General features: G+C 38.8%; 15 protein-coding genes. 5 read left to right on the forward strand and 10 right to left on the reverse strand.

The window, feature by feature from the left end; translation table 11 throughout:
• Window positions 1-56 precede the first annotated feature (56 nt).
• Genes ABFX33_RS06895 through ABFX33_RS06915 form a run of 5 tightly spaced genes read right to left on the reverse strand, consistent with a single transcriptional unit; the run spans window position 57 to window position 4,254 of the window.
• Window positions 57-758: a lycopene cyclase domain-containing protein gene (locus ABFX33_RS06895; RefSeq protein ID WP_346085112.1), complete on the reverse strand. Its 702-nt coding sequence runs from the start codon at window positions 756-758 to the stop codon at window positions 57-59.
• A complete protein-coding gene (locus ABFX33_RS06900) occupies window positions 755-1,213 on the reverse strand; it encodes a sterol desaturase family protein (protein WP_259183145.1) in 459 nt (152 codons plus the stop codon). The genes ABFX33_RS06895 and ABFX33_RS06900 overlap by 4 nt, the downstream gene beginning before the upstream one ends.
• 36 nt (window positions 1,214-1,249) lie before the next feature.
• Window positions 1,250-2,086 (reverse strand): phytoene/squalene synthase family protein, encoded by an 837-nt coding sequence (locus tag ABFX33_RS06905; protein ID WP_257088265.1) that lies wholly within the window; start codon window positions 2,084-2,086, stop codon window positions 1,250-1,252.
• A complete protein-coding gene (locus ABFX33_RS06910) occupies window positions 2,070-3,587 on the reverse strand; it encodes a phytoene desaturase family protein (protein ID WP_346085469.1) in 1,518 nt (505 codons plus the stop codon). Before ABFX33_RS06910 ends, ABFX33_RS06905 begins: the two co-directional genes overlap by 17 nt.
• 25 nt (window positions 3,588-3,612) lie before the next feature.
• The gene (locus tag ABFX33_RS06915; protein ID WP_257088262.1) at window positions 3,613-4,254 is read right to left on the reverse strand and encodes a MarR family winged helix-turn-helix transcriptional regulator; all 642 of its coding nucleotides are present in this window, start codon (window positions 4,252-4,254) and stop codon (window positions 3,613-3,615) included.
• A 600-nt stretch (window positions 4,255-4,854) separates the two neighbouring features.
• Here ABFX33_RS06915 and ABFX33_RS06920 point away from each other — a divergent pair.
• From ABFX33_RS06920 to ABFX33_RS06935, 4 genes are all read left to right on the forward strand, one after another.
• Window positions 4,855-5,334, forward strand: coding sequence for a hypothetical protein (locus ABFX33_RS06920; RefSeq protein ID WP_346085113.1), 480 nt, complete (start codon window positions 4,855-4,857; stop codon window positions 5,332-5,334).
• A 77-nt stretch (window positions 5,335-5,411) separates the two neighbouring features.
• Entirely contained in the window at window positions 5,412-5,711 is a 300-nt protein-coding gene (locus ABFX33_RS06925) for a hypothetical protein (RefSeq protein ID WP_257088259.1), read from the forward strand.
• Between the two features lie 192 nt (window positions 5,712-5,903).
• Window positions 5,904-7,595, forward strand: a complete 1,692-nt coding sequence (locus ABFX33_RS06930) for a hypothetical protein (protein ID WP_346085115.1) — start codon at window positions 5,904-5,906, stop codon at window positions 7,593-7,595.
• Between the two features lie 57 nt (window positions 7,596-7,652).
• On the forward strand, window positions 7,653-9,356 hold the full coding sequence (locus ABFX33_RS06935) for a hypothetical protein (protein WP_346085116.1): 1,704 nt from the start codon (window positions 7,653-7,655) through the stop codon (window positions 9,354-9,356).
• 280 nt (window positions 9,357-9,636) lie between these two features.
• Here ABFX33_RS06935 and ABFX33_RS06940 read toward each other — a convergent pair whose 3' ends face one another.
• Window positions 9,637-10,062, reverse strand: coding sequence for a hypothetical protein (locus ABFX33_RS06940; protein ID WP_257088253.1), 426 nt, complete (start codon window positions 10,060-10,062; stop codon window positions 9,637-9,639).
• 314 nt (window positions 10,063-10,376) lie between these two features.
• Here ABFX33_RS06940 and ABFX33_RS06945 point away from each other — a divergent pair, with 314 nt between their 5' ends.
• The gene (locus tag ABFX33_RS06945) at window positions 10,377-10,769 is read left to right on the forward strand and encodes a DUF5367 domain-containing protein (RefSeq protein ID WP_346085118.1); all 393 of its coding nucleotides are present in this window, start codon (window positions 10,377-10,379) and stop codon (window positions 10,767-10,769) included.
• 114 nt (window positions 10,770-10,883) lie between these two features.
• On the opposite strand, the gene ABFX33_RS06950 is transcribed toward ABFX33_RS06945, so the two are convergent.
• From ABFX33_RS06950 to ABFX33_RS06965, 4 genes are read right to left on the reverse strand one after another with little or no spacing between them, the layout of a single operon-like run.
• A complete protein-coding gene (locus ABFX33_RS06950; protein WP_346085120.1) occupies window positions 10,884-11,462 on the reverse strand; it encodes an RbsD/FucU domain-containing protein in 579 nt (192 codons plus the stop codon).
• Window positions 11,459-14,173: a GH116 family glycosyl hydrolase gene (locus ABFX33_RS06955; RefSeq protein ID WP_346085122.1), complete on the reverse strand. Its 2,715-nt coding sequence runs from the start codon at window positions 14,171-14,173 to the stop codon at window positions 11,459-11,461. Before ABFX33_RS06955 ends, ABFX33_RS06950 begins: the two co-directional genes overlap by 4 nt.
• Before the next feature lie 13 nt (window positions 14,174-14,186).
• A complete protein-coding gene (locus ABFX33_RS06960) occupies window positions 14,187-15,830 on the reverse strand; it encodes a RagB/SusD family nutrient uptake outer membrane protein (protein ID WP_346085124.1) in 1,644 nt (547 codons plus the stop codon).
• Between the two features lie 4 nt (window positions 15,831-15,834).
• Entirely contained in the window at window positions 15,835-19,152 is a 3,318-nt protein-coding gene (locus ABFX33_RS06965) for a SusC/RagA family TonB-linked outer membrane protein (RefSeq protein ID WP_346085126.1), read from the reverse strand.
• Between the last annotated feature and the right edge of the window lie 15 nt (window positions 19,153-19,167).

Raw genomic sequence — 19,167 nt, forward strand, 5'->3', positions numbered from 1 at the left:
CATTTTCGACAACGATCAACATTTTGCTGTCCATGTTTTTTTGCGAAAGAATAATTTTATGAATTGGAGTCATGCGCTCTGGTTTGGAATTTTTTGAAAAAATAAAGTACCCATAGAAACTGGGTGTATCCATAAACAGCATCTTCAATAGGAATGGTGAGTACCCGAATACCCATAAAATCCGCTGGATTATAATTGACTATTGGTGATTCCAATCCTGTTCCTGTGAGTATACCATTGACGGGCAAAAATCCTAACATGAGTACTGTAAAAACCAAAGAGGCCTGGCTAATCCATTGTACCCGCATAACAAAGTGAAACACCAGTAATGTCAATATCGTGACTACAGCAGTCACCAAGGTATATATTCGATCAGCATAGCGAAGTGCTACCACTGCGCATACAATTATACTGACAAAGACAATAATATTGTTAAAAGCACTAAGATGTTGCCATCTAAAAAATTTATCCAGACAGAAATAGGTGAATACGCAGGAAAAAGGAATAAAGATAAAAAACAACCACTCCTCCAGAGGCAAACCAGCCAAGACAATGCCCAAGGTATACTTTGTATTAAACCACCAAACACCACGACTGGTAAACCAGACATCCCATGCAATAAAAAACAGGGCAACAATGACCGAAGCTTTTAAAAATGGGACAAACTCTCGATCAAATCGAAGCCGCTTGTCGAAGGAAGCGACAAAACATATTACGACCGTAAAAAATAAGATAAGCGAATAAGTATACTGCATCATGTTTTTTCATTATTACTGTACATTTTAAAGTATTTCAACGGAACATATAAAAAGCCAAAGCATTCTCCTTCTTCCTTGACCAAATGTTTGTGATGTTGCTTGTGAGCACGACGAAGTGCCAAAAAGTATCTATTGTTTGTTTTACTCAAAAATTTGAAACGCTGGTGGATAAAAATATCATGCACAAAAAAATAAGCCATACCATAGAACATAATACCTAGACCAATATAAAATAGGTAATTATAATCTTTTAGCGATCCAAAATACATCAGCGCAATGGTAGGTAATGCAAAGATGACAAAGAAGTAATCGTTCTTTTCCAAAAAACCTTCATTGCTATGATCATGATGGTCTCGATGCAAGATCCATAAGAAACCATGCATAATATACTTATGAATAAGCCAGGTAGCACCTTCCATGGCAACAAAAGTGATTAGTACGGTAATAAAATTCATATGTTTATTCGCTGATGATTTTAAATTTGCGCAGAATTATAAATAAGCAGCCTTGTATCTCAAATAGCTTTTGAGAGCAACATAGGCTTTCTGAGTATTCGGTATTCTAATTCTATTTTCTAAAATTTCCTTCGATGATTTCTTTCGGATCTTTGCAAAAAGTAAAAGATAGTATTTGTAAGCCAAATAAACACCAAACTTAGCTGAGGAAGGCAATTTTTTAATGCCTAAAAGTGCTTCTTTAAACTCCTTGTGGATTTCATCTTCAATCTTGCTCTTGAGTACATTATCAAATACAGCCATATCCAAATTTGGAAAATAAGTGCGACCGAGGATATGATAATCATCTTTGAGATCCCGCAAAAAGTTTATTTTTTGGAATGCAGATCCAAGTTTCATCGCATATGGTTTTAACTCCTCATAGCGCTGTTTATCTCCCTCGGTAAAAACCTGTAAACACATCAGCCCTACAACCTCTGCTGAGCCATAAATATACTCTTTATAGCGATCTGAATTATAATCTATCTTTTTCAGATCCATCTCCATACTATGCAGGAATTGATTGATAAGGTCAATGTCGATGTCGTATTTGCGTACGGTCTCTTGAAAAGATTGCAAAATAGGGTTCAAGGAAATTCTTTCTTCCAAAGCAGCGTTTGTTTCTAAATATAAACGGCTCAATAATCGTTGCCGATCATATCCATGAAAACTATCGACGATTTCATCTGCAAGTCTAACATAGCCATAAATTGCATAAATACTATGACGGATGCTTGGTTTCAAAGCCAAAATGCCAAGCGAAAAGCTTGTACTGTATTTCTCAGTTGTTTTTTTGCTCACTTCATAAGCGAGCTCATCAAATAACTTCTTCATGGGCTGATGATTTATGATATAATTCAATGGCTTCTTTAGCGACTATCTTTCCAGAAATAATGGACGGCGGCACACCAGGACCGGGTACGGTTAACTGACCTGTATAAAAAAGATTGTGCACTTTTTTATTTCTAACCTTTGGTTTCCATACCGCAGTCTGCTTAAGTGTATTGGCCAATCCGTAAGCGTTTCCACCGTAAGCATTATAATCGTTCATAAAGTCGCTGACACAGTAACTTCGTTTGTATGAAATCTGCTCGTATAGATTTTTTGTACCCGTATGCTTTTCCAGACGTTTTAACATGTGGATCAGATATTCCTCACGTGTTTCTTCGTCATCTGCAATACCAGTTGCAAGGGGCATCAACAGGAAAAGATTCTCACCGTCTGAAGGGGCCAACTGAGAATCGGTTTTGGATGGACAACAGGCATAAAACAACGGATTTTGCGGCCATTTTTTTTCGCCATAGATACAATCAATATGATCATCCAGATTATGTTCAAAAAATAAAGTATGGTGAATCAAATTAGAAATAGTGGATTTCATACCAAGATAATAAATCAGACTGGAGGGGGCAAAAGTCCTGCTTTTCCAATAGGCATCATCATAATTTCTCAATCCTTGGGGCAATAGCGATTCAATATGGTGATAGTCCGCCGAAGCAACAATAAGATCAAATTCTCGATTTTCGCCATTAACTGTGATCGAGGAGACTGCTTTGTTTTCGATGTTAAGTGCTTCAACACTGTGCCCAAAATGAAAATTTGCTCCTTGCTTTTCAGCTACTTGTTGCATAGCTTGCACAAGCTGAAAAAATCCTCCCTTGGGGTAATACGTTCCCAGTGCATAACCACCATAATTCATCAGACTATATAATGCCGGAATATCTTTAGGAGAGGCCCCTAAAAAAATGACGGGAAATTCCATCAAAGTCCTTAACCTTTCATCTTTAAAATATTTTGCAACGTAAGCCCTAAAGCTTGATAATAGATCTAATTTGAAGGCGCTGCGCGCAATTTTTGGAGAAGCGAACTCCAGCCAACTATGGCAAGGTTTATTGACAAAATCACGCATCCCAACTTCATATTTGAATTTAGCTGCCTGCATAAATTTGTCCAGTTTCCTCCCTGCCCCCACTTCAATCCGTTCGAATAACTGTTTTAAATCCTCGTATGGTTCAGGCACACTGATCTTTCCGGAATTAAATATCATCTCGAACTGTGGATTCAATGAAACAAGTTCGAAGAAATCAGCTGCGCTATGGCCAAAGTCCGAAAAGAAGGATTCTATAATATCAGGCATCCAATACCAGCTGGGGCCCATATCAAACCTAAAGCCTTCAGGCGTAGAAAACTGACGCGCCCGCCCGCCTGGCTGTATATGTTTTTCAAAAACATGTACGTCATAACCCGCCTTAGCTAAATAAGCTGCGGCCGAAAGCCCCGAAAAACCTGCTCCAATTACAGCTACTTTCTTTTTCATTTTCTTCTGATTAAGGATTCTATTCTACTAATCATCTGTTTGGCTATATTTTAACTTTGTCCAATAATTGTTCTGTCGCAATGTTTTTATCGTAAATCACCTGATGGAAATCGCTCAGTTTAGTTAATAAGTTGATAAGTATCATTTTTTCCTCATTCGTGAGATCTCCCGAAACAATCCGTGTAGCATGTCGTATGCTTCCCATTTGCTGCTCTAATACCAATAAACCAGTTTCTGTAATGTAGATCATCTTACTTCGCTTATCCAGTTCAGATTCCTCCTGACTTACCCATCCCTGTTTGAGCAAACGATTTATAATAGCCATACCAACTGACTTTTCATGAATATTTCGTTTGATCAATTCCATTTTTGTCATCTCTCCAAATGATTTTAGCGTAATCAAATAGATAAATTCCTCTTGGGTAGAAAAATCAGATCCCCAAATTGCAGCTTTTGAATAACTCTTTGCGAATCTGTTCATATGCACAATTAAAGTACTGATGACACTCTCCGGACTACGTCCATTTTCTTTACCTTCCCAGTGTGGATCAACAAGCTTATTACTTTGCACATTTGCAACCCAGCGCTTAAACCCTTCAGCATCATTGGCATAATTACCGTTTACATTATCTGCCTCGAATTGCTCAATCAATGGTAGGATTTCTTCTAAAAGCTTATACTTCATAACACCAAATTAGAACACTAATATACCATTAAAGTTTTATTTATTTTAAAATAATGATTTTTTAGAATAAAAATACACTAAATAACCAGAAATAGTTCTGGAAATGAATTGATAAAAACATTAGTACCAGGGAGGCTTAACTCTTAAACTAGGTTAAGGTTATTTCTTAAGTTTACGGCTTCCCGAACTACCGCATATGGGCAATATGAGGCATATGCGCCTATTGCGCCAAATGAGTGGGTCAAATTAGAAATGTATGTAAAAGGTAAAACAGCCAAACTATTTATAAATGACACCAAACTACCTCATTTTATTGTCAGTGAGCTCAAAATGGGCGTCCATAAAACTGGAGAATTTGTCTTTTTTAGATATCGGAACCGCAGGAATTTTCAGAGATTTGAAAGTGACAAGTAAAACTAAGGGTACACAATAGCAAAAACAATAACTAAGAAATAAATTGTATCTTACCTAGAGTATTGCTTTACTACTGTTATGTCCAAATAGAACGTCGAAAAGATCAGTCTATTAGTAGAGAAGATTAAGGACTGGAATAGGTTAAATGATGATGAACTATTTCAGTTAATAAAAGAGTTTGAGAAAATGCCCAGGCTAGAAGTTTCCAAATTCTATAATGACCTTTTTAACGACGCCAAATTGGTGGAAAACCTTTTGACTATTTATGACAAACATAGCGACAATATCAAGCTTGTTGTCCTTCTCATCTCTTCTATCGGAAATATGATACAGCGATATCATCTACCTGAAACGAAGGCTATTTATGAATTCATGTTGAAAAATAGTGATAGAAAAAATGTAGGTGCTTATGTCGCTTTATTTCTGCCAAGATTGACTTCTTTTAAGGCTTACAATAACAAATGGAAGTATATTATGGATATCAAAATGATGTCGCCAAAAAAGATAGCGGAAAGTGCTTTTGAAGTCTTAATAGATTTATATATTGATAACATTCCGGCAGAATATAAAGTTGAGGCTAGCAATTATTTTAAAAGCAAAGCGCAAAAGTCCAATAATGAATATGGAAAGCAGTATTATTTAGATTTAGCCAGTAAAATTCAATAAACGTCCAAGAAATAAGGATAATTTCTGTCGCAATTTTCAATGAATTTTAAATTTAGGATTTAAAGACCCCCTTAAAAATGTTAGACTTTTATATTATTAATGATCATCAGCCAACGCCAAACGATCCAACTGAGATGGGATTAGAGTTTGTGGGAAAACTTGATAATGGAACATTTAAGAATCTTCAGAAGAAAAACATCATCGATAAAAATTTCGACTTTTACTCGGATTTCAGGTTAACGACTGTAGTCATCAAACAGATTAAAAACAACATCTTGCAAAAGCATCTACAAACTGATACCGATGTACAAAAATTAATCAACATCCTTAATACGGCGATCGAAAAACAAAGTGGACTGATTGCTTATTGCGACTAATTAATTATGACAGGACAAGATAATAACTTGTTCGAGTTCTACCAATATTACCTACCTAAAATAAACATACGATATTAAATCCGTCGAATCTGATGCGCTTAATTTTAACATGCTATAACTAACCGGCAAATTAGAAATATCTTTTGATATACTATTTCCATCAAGTATATTTGCCGACAAGTTAACCCTTTTATGAAACAATCGTATATCCTTTGGTTAGTATCATTGTGCTTTCTTTTTTCCTGTAAAAAAGTAGAAAAAGTCGTTGAAACAATCCCTGACACCAATCCCATTGGTATTGAAACTTTGATAAATGACAATGCAAATGAGTCAACAATTACATTTTCTGGTCGCATACTATACCTGAATGATGAAAGCATTATTGATCATGGCTTTGTTGTTGAATGCCAAAAATATTACGATACAAGCATAAAAGAACTAGTCTATTCGTTAGGCTCAAAGGCAAAAACAGGAAAGATTACACATACCATCCAAACACCGGACGAAATCCTAAATTCGAATTCCGTTAAATATTACTATTATATCAAGACAAATAAGGGTGTTTACAAAGGAGAAACGACACATCTAACGTTTTATTGGTACGACATCGACTATAGAGATGATATTATCGCTTCTCCAGATGATAAAATCACCCTCAATGGAAATTTCGAAAAGGTAAAGGATAATTACACGCTGAATATTAATGAGGATAACAATCGACAGGAAATTCCTTTTACACTGGGTAAAGACCTTAAAACATTAGTGTTTCAGTTACCTGCTAATCTGACCCACGGCAGTCGTATAAGTTTTATCCTTCAAAATAAGGTACATCCGACTGGGCTGTATAGAAATTCGTTGTTAGCAACTGTGAAAGTGGTAGGCAAACTGAATGAACCGACCAACTACCATTTCATGTACAATGACAAAATTACGTTGACAGGTCCGGGGATGGGGCCTGCTCTGAAAGAACCTTTCTATATCCTATTCGGCAACCGATCCTTTCCCTACGAACCCGAAATGAATCTAATAAACTTGACTTATGGACAACCTGCAGACAAGTATACCATAGGTTATTTCAATGGAAAAGATACCGTCATTTTTAAAGAAAAGATCCAGCTTAAACAGCCCGCCCCCTATGCGCTCTACTTTAATGACACTGAATTCCATCCTGGAAGTATAGGCAATTTCTCAGGAGTGGACTTTTCAACATTCGGGCGACAAGATCTCACAACCTATAAAGTAGGTAACAAAAATGCGTACGTCAGTTTCAATTGGACAGGTATACATAAACTGACTATCGGGGATCTTCCAGAAGGTGATTATGCTCTTTCGGCAAGCAGCCCTTTTTTTACATTTACGAGCCAAGCAAAGTTAAGAGTGAAAAAATTACAGGCGACAGGTATTGAGCAAAGTAAAGGCTACTACGGGAACCTTGTCAGGATCAATGGCAACTTTAGACCAAACATCCCTTACCAAGTTAGGTTAGGCAATCAAGATGCTGAGCTTGTGTCGATACAAAATGGTCAGATCGGTATGGTTATACCTCCAATTGCCGCTGGGACATATCCCATTACTGTGGGGTATCGAGGAAGCGAAGGGAAAGAATACATGGACAAAACGAATCTGAATCTCGAAATCTTAGCTCCGGTTTTTTCGGATTTTTACCCAAAAAAGGGTAAAGCTGGTGATCAGATTACTATCGTAGGCAAAGGGATTTATTATGGTATGATCTATTTTGGAGGCCGACTGGTATGGCGGGAATCAGGTGAAGAGGAAATCAAATTTACCATTCCTCGGGATATCACCTATAAGGGAAAGATAGAAATCAATCTCCTTTTTGGTAATAAATGGATAAAGGGTAAGGAAACTTTTGAATTAATTTAAGATTTTAATAGAGATATGCTCCGCAATATAAAACAGTCTAAAATATTATTCTTTCTAATGGTATCCAGCCTCACGCTACTCACTGTTGCGTGCAAGAAAGTTCAGGAGATAGAATATGTTCAATCTGCTGAAGAGAAAATTGTCGTTCGGACAGGACACATGGATGCATTGAGCAAAAAAAGCGTCACCTTATTTGGCCAGATAGATTCAATAGCAGATCAGAAAATACTCAGTTATGGTTTCGTAGTCAAAACCATTGATCAATACGCTATAGAACGGAAAGAACAGGAGATCGAAGTCGGTAAAAATATTGCAGGTCCCACGATCAAATTTACTTATCAACCGAATGAACCCTTCGATCTAGATCTTAAATATACCTACTGCTTTTATGTTAGAACTGAAAAAGGATATTACAAGGGCGAATTTAATTCATTTCAGATCGGTGGCTTTGCGATTGATCAGGTCAAAAAGGTAAAAGCAAAACCCGGTGACGAAATTCTTGTCAATGGTGATTTTAAGTTGATAGACAAAAATTACAAATTTTTCTCCTACTTCGCTAATGCCAAATCAGACGCTAGCGAAAGCATGGAGACCTCCTACACCTTGTCTCCAGACAAAAAATCTATTCGTTTTACTGTTCCGAAAACGAACGGATTATATCATGGACAGGAAATTAGCTTTTCGTTTAAACGTAGAGAGTATCCTTATGGCGACTTTTACTATAATATTGCTCAAGTAAATATTCTAGGGCAGCTGCTTCCACCTGTTAAAACAAGTTTTACACCGATGGAAGTGATGGAAATCATGGGACTCAACCTCCCCGATTACCGCAATCCGAAAGATGATTTTAAAATTATATTAGGCGATCTACAGATTCCATTCACGAGCGAACTACAATTTAGTCAGATAGAAAATCTTAAGGGATCCCGTTTCAAGTTCGGTTATACAAATGGGGTGGAAACGGTAATTTTCAAAGAGGAAATCATATTTTACGTTCCAGATTTAACAAAGGTCAGTACCGAACAGTCTTTTGTCCATCCTGGAGCGAAATGCATGATCCAATGGCCAGGATTCTGGGATTTCCAATCGGGAATGTACTTTGACTATACATTTGGAAATCTACCTGTGGAACCGAGGCAAACCGGAAACGAATTCTTCTATTTCGAAGTCGGCGATTTAAAAGAAGGCATCTATTCCTTTCAATTCAAAGACAGATTTTATGATATCAGTCTACCCCAAAAGATTAAAGTCAAGAGCTTCGATTGGGTATCAAGTGATAAAACAAACGTATATGAAGGAGATCGGATTACCCTTTATGGTAACTTTTCAAAAGGGAATATGTACAGTCTACTGGGTAACAATAACATCTACTGGGATGCTATATGCGAGAAGGATGGAGAAGCCACTTTCACTTGGTTTCTGTCAAACTTCGGATCCAATAAGATCAGTATAGGTTACCAAAACTCAGCAGGATCGTATACATTCAGCAGCAAAAAACTCGAAATCAATCCAATGGGAATTTCATTGGATAGTTTTGCTCCATCAAGTGGGCTACCTGGATCATTAATTCGTATTAAAGGTAAGAGCATAAAATATGCACAAAAAATCCGTTTCGGTGACTTTGAAATTGTACCAATACCTGTTAGTGCTGATGAAATCATGTTTACGGCCCCCATGATGTCAGGCAAAGGAAAATTTAGAATATCAGCAGAGGCGGCAAACAAAATCTATCAATCGGATGGTTATTTTGAGCTCCTGTAGCTTATCCGATTATTACATCTAATACAAGCCCAATATATCCCAATGTATTGGGCTTGTATTTACCTCCAATTCAGCCGATATAATACTACGCTTCTCCCACATTTTTTTGATTTCCTTGATTAATGCTAAAACTTTAATTTTAGACAGTTTATAAGGTGTATACAAGCAATAAAAAATGGCAATTTTCTTTCTTTTAGGTACCGCATATGGTAAATATTATTGATTAAAAATATCCTATAATTGAAAAGCAACTAAAATAATATGTTTAATTGCATAACCTTTATAAAATAGAATTAATGATTGTATAAATCCCGACAATCAATGAAATCAAAAGGAATGCGAGTATAATACAGCAACCTATTGTTACAGCGCTATCTTTCCAGCTCGATTTAGTTGCTTCGGTTTCACTAACCCTAATCATCGAAGGATCTTCAATGTGTTTTAAAACAATCTCAGAATCTTTAAGCATCCAAGAGACCTCTTCCAATGCAATATTCTGAAAAGCCTGTTCTTGTTCCTGATGTTCAAAATCCTTGGCGGCACATAACAGCTGATAAGCAAACAATTTTAGTCCTTCTTTATTCGCTTTAATGAAGTATACATCATCCCTTTCCCGATAGTCGGAATAAATACCAAATTGCCCATTCTTAAAAGATCCTTCTAAATCCAGATCACTTTTCAGCGACTCCAGTAATTCATCGTTCATTTTAGGCTTTATTATTCTTTTAATTGTTTGTATTATTCGGTTATATTTATGACAATTAACAAAAGATCGTTCAACCTCCTGGCTACGAACTAAAATAGCCAATATTTGCTAAAAGATCCTCCTATTTTTCAAATAAATCTATACATTTTGATAAGCTAATGGAAGGGGCCTTGATATTGAATGCAAAATCAGGGAATTGAAGCCCCTATATTTACAAAGATTTCTGTAATTTCATCACTAAGTATAGCTTTTCCTGTAAATGAGTTTTCGAAAGCAAGGTTTACCGAATATCTCTTTTATTCAACATGTTCAAAATGAAAAATACGTTTATTTTGCCGGTTCTTACGATAGGTTTTCTAATTTGGGTTTTAGCAACGATAGCTTTCCGATTTGTGGGACAATTCTTTTTTATCACAGATTCATTACCAATACTTACTAGTTTATATGTAGTTGTAATACCCGCATTAGTATTGATTTCAGTTCTAACTTTCAAAAGATTTAAACTTTCAGGATTCGAAAATATCGTCGCAGGCGTATTGTTGGTATTACCAGGAATGGTTCTCGATACGTTCATTATTCAGTTTTTTGAACACATCTTTCCTAACATGGCCCCAAACAGTGCGACAACTTTTGGTTCTTGGTTAATGTGGGCATATAGCATTGTATTACTCACATCGATTGTGGTTGGATTGCGAAAGAACAGTTAAATCCAAAACCTAAGAAGTACACATTGGACAACTACCGAGCTAAATGGATGCATAAATTATTTTATCCATTTAGCTCTGCAGTTAATTGTCTAAATTACTACAAGATTAAAGGCTTTATTCTGTCGACTTTGTCATCCGCTCACGTAAAATCTTTTCACGATTGGCATCCCAGTATTTACAATCAAGTTCAATAAAAACTGAACTATACGGGATAAGTGATTCTGTTTTCACGACAATTATCTGGAAAAGGTCTGCTGCTTTATCTATTTTCCCAAAAACATCTTCGTGTAAGAGGGACCGTTTTTCTATATGCGGTAAAAGTTTGGTTAGGCTCTCTTTGTATTCCTTTAATCCTGGTGCAAGCCCATCGTCTAAATAATCAAATTCTTTATCAAAATAAAAGATAGGTTTTACATGATGCTGTTTATTGAGCAATTGTACGACATCGTCCAATACTTCCGGTATCTGTTTTTTTGAATCGAGAACAAGTATATTCGCTCCCGTTGGTGCGGGATAAGCTTTATCAACGATCAATATCCAATTGCGATGTCCAAGCAAGGGTATTTTTTGCGAAAGCACCTCTCCCCAATCGGATTTCGGCACAGATCCGGCCTTTTGATCTGCTGATGACATACATCCCATAACCAAGAAAAGACTTATTATCACAAGCAGTTTATTCACTATTTTTTTCATAACCATCGAATAGTTAATGTATCATCTTTTTCTAGTCCTACTTTGTCTTTAAAATTGATCACCAAACGTTCTCCTTGACGTTTCACTTTATGAAGTGCTATTTGTTTATCATTTTGTAGAACAGTAATCTGCTTAGAATCAAGTGAAAGCTCTTCGGCATCCCCCAGATGAAATTCTTTAAGTTCCAACGCGCCATAATTTAATGTTAACTGGCAAACACGCTTTCCTTGCATTTGCTGCTTTTGAATGTAGGTCCCCCATCCCATCGCGGTGGTAAAAGGCGCTTTAAAATCTGAAGATCCTATTTTTGGGGCAAAACCAATTTGCCCTTTTGGGCCGTGATAACTAAAGCCACAGGCATTGATAAAGGTTCCGTAACTCGCCATCGCACGTGCATAGTGATCACTACATTCAATTTCGTTAAAGGGATTTCTTTTTGCCGCATGGTAGCGGTCGTGAATTACCCTGGTCATGACCAAACTTTCGTCGATCATACCTTCGGCCATCATGTGTGCAGCAACTTGATGTTCAAATCCGCTCATACATTCATGAAAATAACCCAGTTGCCAAGTCGTATTATCGCCATAAGCTTTTTCCTCATTTTTTGGATTTGTATTCATGACCATCCCCCCTTCGCCTGCCAATGCATATGGCCGTCCCCCGAGGTGTGTCTTAATATAGGGTCCCACATCCATCGCAAAATTATATTTCCAAAGTGCCTTCAGGGCGGATAATGTTTTCTCTCTGTCATTAATCCGAGGCATATCCACTTGAAAACACCAGGCCTGTCCATAGACCTGATCTATATGACAAGTATTGTAGGAACCCAGCTTTTTCCTTCCCTGAATCGTATCTGGCCGATGGATATAATATTCTCCGTTAAAAAGATATTTATCCATGTTTTCAGTTCCTTTTCTGACATAGTTCATGCAGATCTGTTGAAATTTCTTATCGCCAACTTCCTCAGCCATCAATGCCGCAGCTTGTATGGCAGCGAGACAAAGTCCTACAATCCAGCCGATCTCTCCTTCCCACACGGCGTCCAATGTATTTTCCATTGGCGTATCGGTCATACCATCTCCGTTTTTATCCTGGTCGAGAACAAACTGAATCGCCTGTTTAAGTTTTGGCCAATTACGTTTTAAGAATGTGTCATCAGTACTCATCTGATGATCCCGATAAAAACGAAGGATAACACCAGCCTGCCCATCGATGGCGGGTCTTTTTTCATATTCTGCCCGGAAGATAATTGCGCCAGTTTCTGGCTGAAAGCCCACCCCAAGGTCAGTAACCTCGCGCAAATTGCGCTCAATATCAGGAAATATACGTCCCATAGACTGACCATACTGCCACACATGGGTGCAAGTACCGGCACAGGCACCGATACCTTCCCAACCCCAAAACCTTCCTGAAGCAAAACGCATCGTATTCGCTGTCGCCAAGGTTCCTATATTAACAAAGGTACGGTCCATAAACCAATGGGGTAATGTCGAATCATTCCAGGTCTGTTGCCAGGCCAGCGTTTCCCCATCAAGCTTTTGCCGATGCGCCAGATAATAGTCAATGACTGCTGATGCATCATTGAATTTTGCACCGTACCAATAGCCATTTTGGGCATCCTTTAAATGCGCTTTCAACTTGGGATGTGGATTATTAAAATGCCAGGAGATTGCATACGAAATCCGACTGGTCTCTGTTGGTTTTATAACCCGCTTAACGGTATAGGCACCCACTTGTAAATCAGCGAAGTCGACGACCGAATCATTATGATCCGATTGTAATGAGTGCGGTGTCACCGGCCAGTGTTCCAGCTTGGTATGTACCCATGCCTGAGGATCCAAGCAAGTAAAGGCCATCGTACCATAATCACCAGCTTGCAAAGCACTATCGGGTATTTGTTCACAACTGTAGTTTAAGACCTTTACGCCTGCTTTATCTAATAGGCGGGATATTTTACAAACTGCATTGAGATCTTTACGTCCCTTAAACACACCGTTTTCCATCCAGCCTGTTAGGCTTACTTCGACCGGTGTATTTATTTTATTACGCAATTCCAGATGTAATGTCGTTAATGGCAAGGAAGAATTATCCTGGTCCAACGGAATAAATGGTGAATAGGCGGTCAGTACGACTTCCACAGGAAAGTTGGCGCTACTATATGTAACACGGCAAGTCGGATAAGTCGGTTCAAACACAATCTCGTCCCAATGATTTTCGCGGAGTTCTTTGACGACTTGTTTTCCTCCAACAGCAACTGATATTGCAAAACCTTGCTCGATGCTACGTAAGTTGTCCGCAATGGCTGGCTCGATATAGGCTGCCCCATCACGTGGACGGACAGTCGCCAGCTCTTTCCCATTATTCCATTGCACATTTTTGGGTTCTATACCTTCGCGTTCACCATCATAAGCTGTATTAAATATCTGCCATAACCACAAACGTCCATCGCCTCCGATATACACTGTACCTGTATGCAATCCACCAACTGGCATACCAATATAACGCAGTTCATTTTTACTCTTTCGGTAGGCAATTTTCTCGCCCCGCTGATGCAAAGAGGCGAGCCATTGCTTATCTATATCCTTCTGCTCAGGGATATTGTGTATCGGATTGTCCCAGGAAAATATTGATTTGGACCACACTGTAAAATGACTGGTCAGTACACCTAGACCTATTAAACTCGTTTTCTTAAAAAAGCTTCTTCTATCCATACGTTTTATATAATTACCATCCGGGATTTTGTGGAAGTAAATTTTTGTTTCTATCAATTGCATTCTGTGGAATTGGCCACAAATAGTGCTTATTTTTATCAAATACTCTTTTTTGTGCAAGAAAACGCGGTTTGGTCCAATCACCTATCGCATCATTCTGATTACTGTTAATTCCTTCCGCTGGTTTGCTCAAAACATCTTCAGCGATTTTCCAACGCAAAATATCGAAATAGCGTTTGTGTTCGGCGACAAATTCATGCCTGCGTTCCTCCCGGATTAATTGTCGCATTGTCATTTGACTGCCTAGTTCCGCCGCGGTAACAGCGGGGAGTCCAGCTCTTTTTCGAACCTGATCGAGGGCGGTTTTTATTAGCGCGTCTCCAGGCCGAAATTCATTCAATGCTTCGGCAACGATAAGCAAGGCCTCAGCATATCTATAAATTGGCCAGTTAGCAAAACCTTGATCGGGCTTAGCATATTCAGGTTCGTTGAATTTAAGATACATAAAACCGGTGATTCCTCCACCCTCGCTATTGATTTTTTCGCTTTTATTGTAGGCCGGATGTGGCTGATAAGCAACATATTGCCCATTCGGACGCAACACAGGCACCCCAGCCAACATAAATGTTTTTTTCAACCTCAAGTCACGCTTCTCCCAGGGATTGGCCGGATCATACATTGAAGATTGACGAATACCTTTTCCGTCTGTACAGAGGTAGGAATCTACCAGATCCCTTGTAGGACAAAAACTCGCCCATCCATTGCCTGTAATCCCTGTACCTGAAGGTGATGCCAATACCGGCGTCATGTGTGTGATCTTATCCTCTACATATTGACGGGCGAGAATAACCTCGGTTGTATTCGCATTATTGGCTTGTTTAAATACTTCGGCATAATCGTCAACTAAAGAATAACCCATTTTCTGTACCTCAGCAGCAGCCTCATAAGCCTGCTGCCAAAGTGTTGCGGCCGATACATTTTCATGAAACTGTTTGATGCTAGCTTGATACAAGTAGATATTTGCTTTCAGCAAATAAGCTGCAGCTTTATTTACTCGTCCAAGGTCCGCTCCGGTAAATCTTGCTGGTAGATGATCAATGGCAAACTGGGCATTTTCCAATGCATAGGCTAAAACCTCTTCTTTATTAGCTCTCGGCAAACTACTTTCACTTATCGTAACAGGACTTTCTTTAATTAACGGAATATTGCCGAAATGCTGCACCATCCGCAGATATTTCATGCTTAATATAAACCTAGCCTCAGCTTCAAAACGGTTCTTTTTGGCTTGATCAAAGTTCATTCCACGCAGCCGTTCCAAAAAATACAAGCATTTACGAACATCGTCATAGCGCCATTCCTCAGCGATATAACCTGTCGCTGCGTTTTGGTTCCCCATACTGATATAACCTAGGCCTCCTTCACCCCATGCATTGGTCATGGCCGAATTATCGCTCTGACAATCCCGCCAAAAGTCTCGGGCAGTTGGTAAAGCGGTATACACAGCATTTAATCCGACCAATGCATCGTTTTCGGATTTCCAATAGGTCGTCTCGGAAGCCTGAGACAAAGGATCACGGTCAATAAATTTTTCACAGGCTGAAGTACCGAGAAGAATACCTATACAAACAGTCGATTTAAGTATATATTTGTTAAACATTGTATTAAAATTTAAGGTTAACACCAAAAGAAAATGTCCGTGAAATTGGGTAATAAGAGCCTTCTGGATCAAATCCCTTATAATCGGTTATCGTTGCCAAATTTTGCGCTGATACAAATGCACGTAAGCTTGCTATTTTTAAACTGGATAATAAATTTGCTGGAAATGTGTAACCAATCTGCGCATTCTGAATCTTTAGATAGTTGGCCTTTCGTAGCCAATAATCGGAATATTGTGTATCGTTTGATGTATACTGTAAAGAGAGTCGAGGATAGCTGGCATTTGGGTTTTCTGGAGTCCAGTTGTCCAAGTGCATAGGTCTGGCATTCTGTGTCAGGAAAAAGGCCCAGCCTTCATAACCACTGATATATCGCGTATTCTGCAAGGCACCGTACATATTGACCGATATATCCAAATTTTTCCAACCCAATCCCAAATTCAGTCCATAACGTATGACAGGTTTATCACGCAATATCACACGATCATCTCCATTGATGACACCATTTCCATCCTGATCTTTGTATTTAATATTTCCCGGAAAAATATTAGCTCCCTGTGATGCGCTATTGGCAATTTCTGTTTCAGATTGGAACAACCCCTCGGCTTGATAGCCGTAGGGAAGATTATAAGTATATCCTACATTCGTAAAGGTCTGGCTTCCAATCCATGGCCCTGTCCCCGCGAGATTCTTAACTTTATTTTTAGAAAAGGAAGCGTTAGCATCGACTGACCAGTACCAATCATTTTTGCGATCATTATACCCAACCTGAAACTCCATTCCCTGGCTCCGCAAACTCAGCAAATTGGCCAAGGGTCCGGCTAAGCCAAACTCTGTAGGTACGGGCGGTGCATATAAGATATTATCACGATTATTGATAAAATACTCTGCGGTTATATTCACTTTGTTGAATAGCCCCAAATCAACAGCTAAATTGGTCTGTTTGGACTCTTCCCAGCTAATATTTGGATTGATCGAGACATTGTTCCAAGCACCGGGTACCACAACGCCATTGAATCCATACATGGCCGGATCATAAGTTAATACGGTAGCAGTAGCATAATATCCTACCTTTTCGGCATCACCCAAAATCCCCCAAGATCCTCTCAATTTTAAAGTGCTCAGGAAATCAGCATGAAAGAAATCTTCCTGATGAATATTCCACCCTGCAGAAAACGATGGAAATACACCCCAACGATTTCCTGCTGCAAACCGTGAAGATCCGTCAGCTCGAACATTGGCCTGAAATAGATATTTCCCTTTATAATCATAATTCAACCGCGAGAAGTAAGATTGGATAGCCACATCGTTGGCATCCCCTGTCGAAATCATATTGGTCTGGGCTCCGCTATTTAGCACATCAATGTTCGGAAAAGGCAAATTATCCCGAAATGCTGTAAAACCTGAAGTATTAAAATACTCCTGCGAATATCCGCCCAACAATTTGAAGTGATGATCACCGAAATCCTTTTTGTAGGTACCTGTAAATTGTAGCATATTACGGTAATTGTTGCTCGCTCCATCCGTTAAATTTGTGACCCGATTTTGAACAGAAACTACATTTCCAGCATCGTCATACAAATTGTAACTCAAGACACGGTTTTTACTCCAGTTATCAAACGTATAACGGGAAAAATTCCCTTTAAGCTCCAAATCTTCTATCGGTTTATAGGTCAGCTCGAAAATACCCAATAGTTCCTTGTATTTTTGTCGATTGAACCCAGATTGGTAAACTCCCGCAATGGGGTTGTTAACCATCGAAGAACCTGGACCATACTGTCCTAGTTGATTTTGTACAGAATAAATAGGTGCAACACGCATGGCTTGTGTCTGCCAAATTTCTGTTCCGCCCTGAGGAGCATCAATATAGGTCTCCGTATATTGAATATTTGCCCGCGCATCAATCTTTTCGGAGATATGAAATGTCATATCTGGCTTTAAAATAATACGGTTATATTTGTTGTTGGGCAACGTTCCGTTTTGGAAATCGTGTGAGGCCGAAAATCTATATTTTACGCGTTCGTTGTTGCCGGAAAGCGACAAATAATTATTGTTAATAATTCTGTTTTTCTTATAAATCTCTTCGTACCATTTAACATTGGCATATTTTCCATCGTGTAAATCTTGCAAACCTTTTTCACCATACAATGCAGCTTTGCCATCATTTACAAGTGCTTGATCCCACAACTTCATAAAGTCTTCTGAGCCTACGAAATCAATATGTTGTTGCGGTGACTGAATACCTATTCCTGTATTGACTTCAATAGACAGTTTATCAAATGCTTGGCCACTTTTAGTGGTGACTAAGATTACACCATTTGCCGCACGAGACCCATATATTGAAGCAGATGATGCGTCTTTTAAAATCGAAACACTCTCGATATCATTCGGATTTAACGTATTGATATTACCCGGTACTCCGTCGATGAGTACCAATGCTCCTGAGCTGCCACCAATTGTTGATGTTCCGCGGATGTTGATTGAGGCCCCACTGCCTACAGCCCCACTACCCTTACTGACATTGACTCCAGGAATTGTTCCGGCCAAAAGCTCCTGAACGTTTGTAACCGGGCGTGACTTTAGAGATTTCCCAACATCCACTATCCCCACAGAGCCTGTCAAATCAGCTTTCTTTTGTGTACCGTACCCAACAACGATAACTTCGTCCAAATTGGTAATAGCCGTAATGAGCTGTACCATCATTGGTGCATCAGAATTAATTTCTCGACTAACAGCCTGATACCCCAAAAGATTGAACTGTAAAGTACTCCCAATGGCAGCTTCTATGTTAAACTTCCCCTCAATATCCGTTCTAACTGCTGTTGTTCCCTTTAAAACTTTTACTGTAACGCCAGTCAAAGGCTTTCCATCTGTATCAGTTACAGTCCCATTAATATATTGCTGATTTGTAAAATTTTTCTTACTTAATGGGGTTCTCTCCACCGTATTACTGGTCGATTGCTCAAATTTTTCGATAACATATTGTTTGTCCGAGATCTTGACCATCCGAAGATTAGCTCTCGCCAAAATTTTAGGTAGCGAGGACAATTTCACTGTCAAGGGATCTATTTCGCCAATCGCCAACTTTTCAATAAGGACATCTGCATAGGCAAAATAAATTTTCTCCTGTTTGGAAACAATCTGCAAAATTTCAGGAACACGCAGGGATCGAAGCACTATTTTGTCAATTCGTTGTTGCTCAAAAGACAGTTCTGCAGCATTCGTATTCCAATAAATCTCCGAGGCTGAGGCGCTATTGATCAGCGAAAATGATGACAGACCAATCCCAGCCCAGGCGAGTTGCCGAATCCATTTGTTTTTCATAATGTAGGGGTATTT

The sequence above is a fragment of the Sphingobacterium ginsenosidimutans genome, assembly GCF_039536865.1.
Taxonomy (GTDB): domain Bacteria; phylum Bacteroidota; class Bacteroidia; order Sphingobacteriales; family Sphingobacteriaceae; genus Sphingobacterium; species Sphingobacterium detergens.

What these genes read in the sequence shown, in the direction of transcription:
- ABFX33_RS06905 (WP_257088265.1), bottom strand. Translation starts at nt 2,086, where the DNA reads ATGAAGAAGTTATTTGATGAGCTCGCTTATGAAGTGAGCAAAAAAACA.
- ABFX33_RS06930 (WP_346085115.1), top strand. Translation starts at nt 5,904, where the DNA reads ATGAAACAATCGTATATCCTTTGGTTAGTATCATTGTGCTTTCTTTTT.
- ABFX33_RS06920 (WP_346085113.1), top strand. Translation starts at nt 4,855, where the DNA reads ATGCCCAGGCTAGAAGTTTCCAAATTCTATAATGACCTTTTTAACGAC.
- ABFX33_RS06960 (WP_346085124.1), bottom strand. Translation starts at nt 15,830, where the DNA reads ATGTTTAACAAATATATACTTAAATCGACTGTTTGTATAGGTATTCTT.
- ABFX33_RS06965 (WP_346085126.1), bottom strand. Translation starts at nt 19,152, where the DNA reads ATGAAAAACAAATGGATTCGGCAACTCGCCTGGGCTGGGATTGGTCTG.
- ABFX33_RS06955 (WP_346085122.1), bottom strand. Translation starts at nt 14,173, where the DNA reads ATGGATAGAAGAAGCTTTTTTAAGAAAACGAGTTTAATAGGTCTAGGT.
- ABFX33_RS06935 (WP_346085116.1), top strand. Translation starts at nt 7,653, where the DNA reads ATGGTATCCAGCCTCACGCTACTCACTGTTGCGTGCAAGAAAGTTCAG.
- ABFX33_RS06895 (WP_346085112.1), bottom strand. Translation starts at nt 758, where the DNA reads ATGATGCAGTATACTTATTCGCTTATCTTATTTTTTACGGTCGTAATA.
- ABFX33_RS06940 (WP_257088253.1), bottom strand. Translation starts at nt 10,062, where the DNA reads ATGAACGATGAATTACTGGAGTCGCTGAAAAGTGATCTGGATTTAGAA.
- ABFX33_RS06950 (WP_346085120.1), bottom strand. Translation starts at nt 11,462, where the DNA reads ATGAAAAAAATAGTGAATAAACTGCTTGTGATAATAAGTCTTTTCTTG.
- ABFX33_RS06925 (WP_257088259.1), top strand. Translation starts at nt 5,412, where the DNA reads ATGTTAGACTTTTATATTATTAATGATCATCAGCCAACGCCAAACGAT.
- ABFX33_RS06915 (WP_257088262.1), bottom strand. Translation starts at nt 4,254, where the DNA reads ATGAAGTATAAGCTTTTAGAAGAAATCCTACCATTGATTGAGCAATTC.
- ABFX33_RS06900 (WP_259183145.1), bottom strand. Translation starts at nt 1,213, where the DNA reads ATGAATTTTATTACCGTACTAATCACTTTTGTTGCCATGGAAGGTGCT.
- ABFX33_RS06945 (WP_346085118.1), top strand. Translation starts at nt 10,377, where the DNA reads ATGAAAAATACGTTTATTTTGCCGGTTCTTACGATAGGTTTTCTAATT.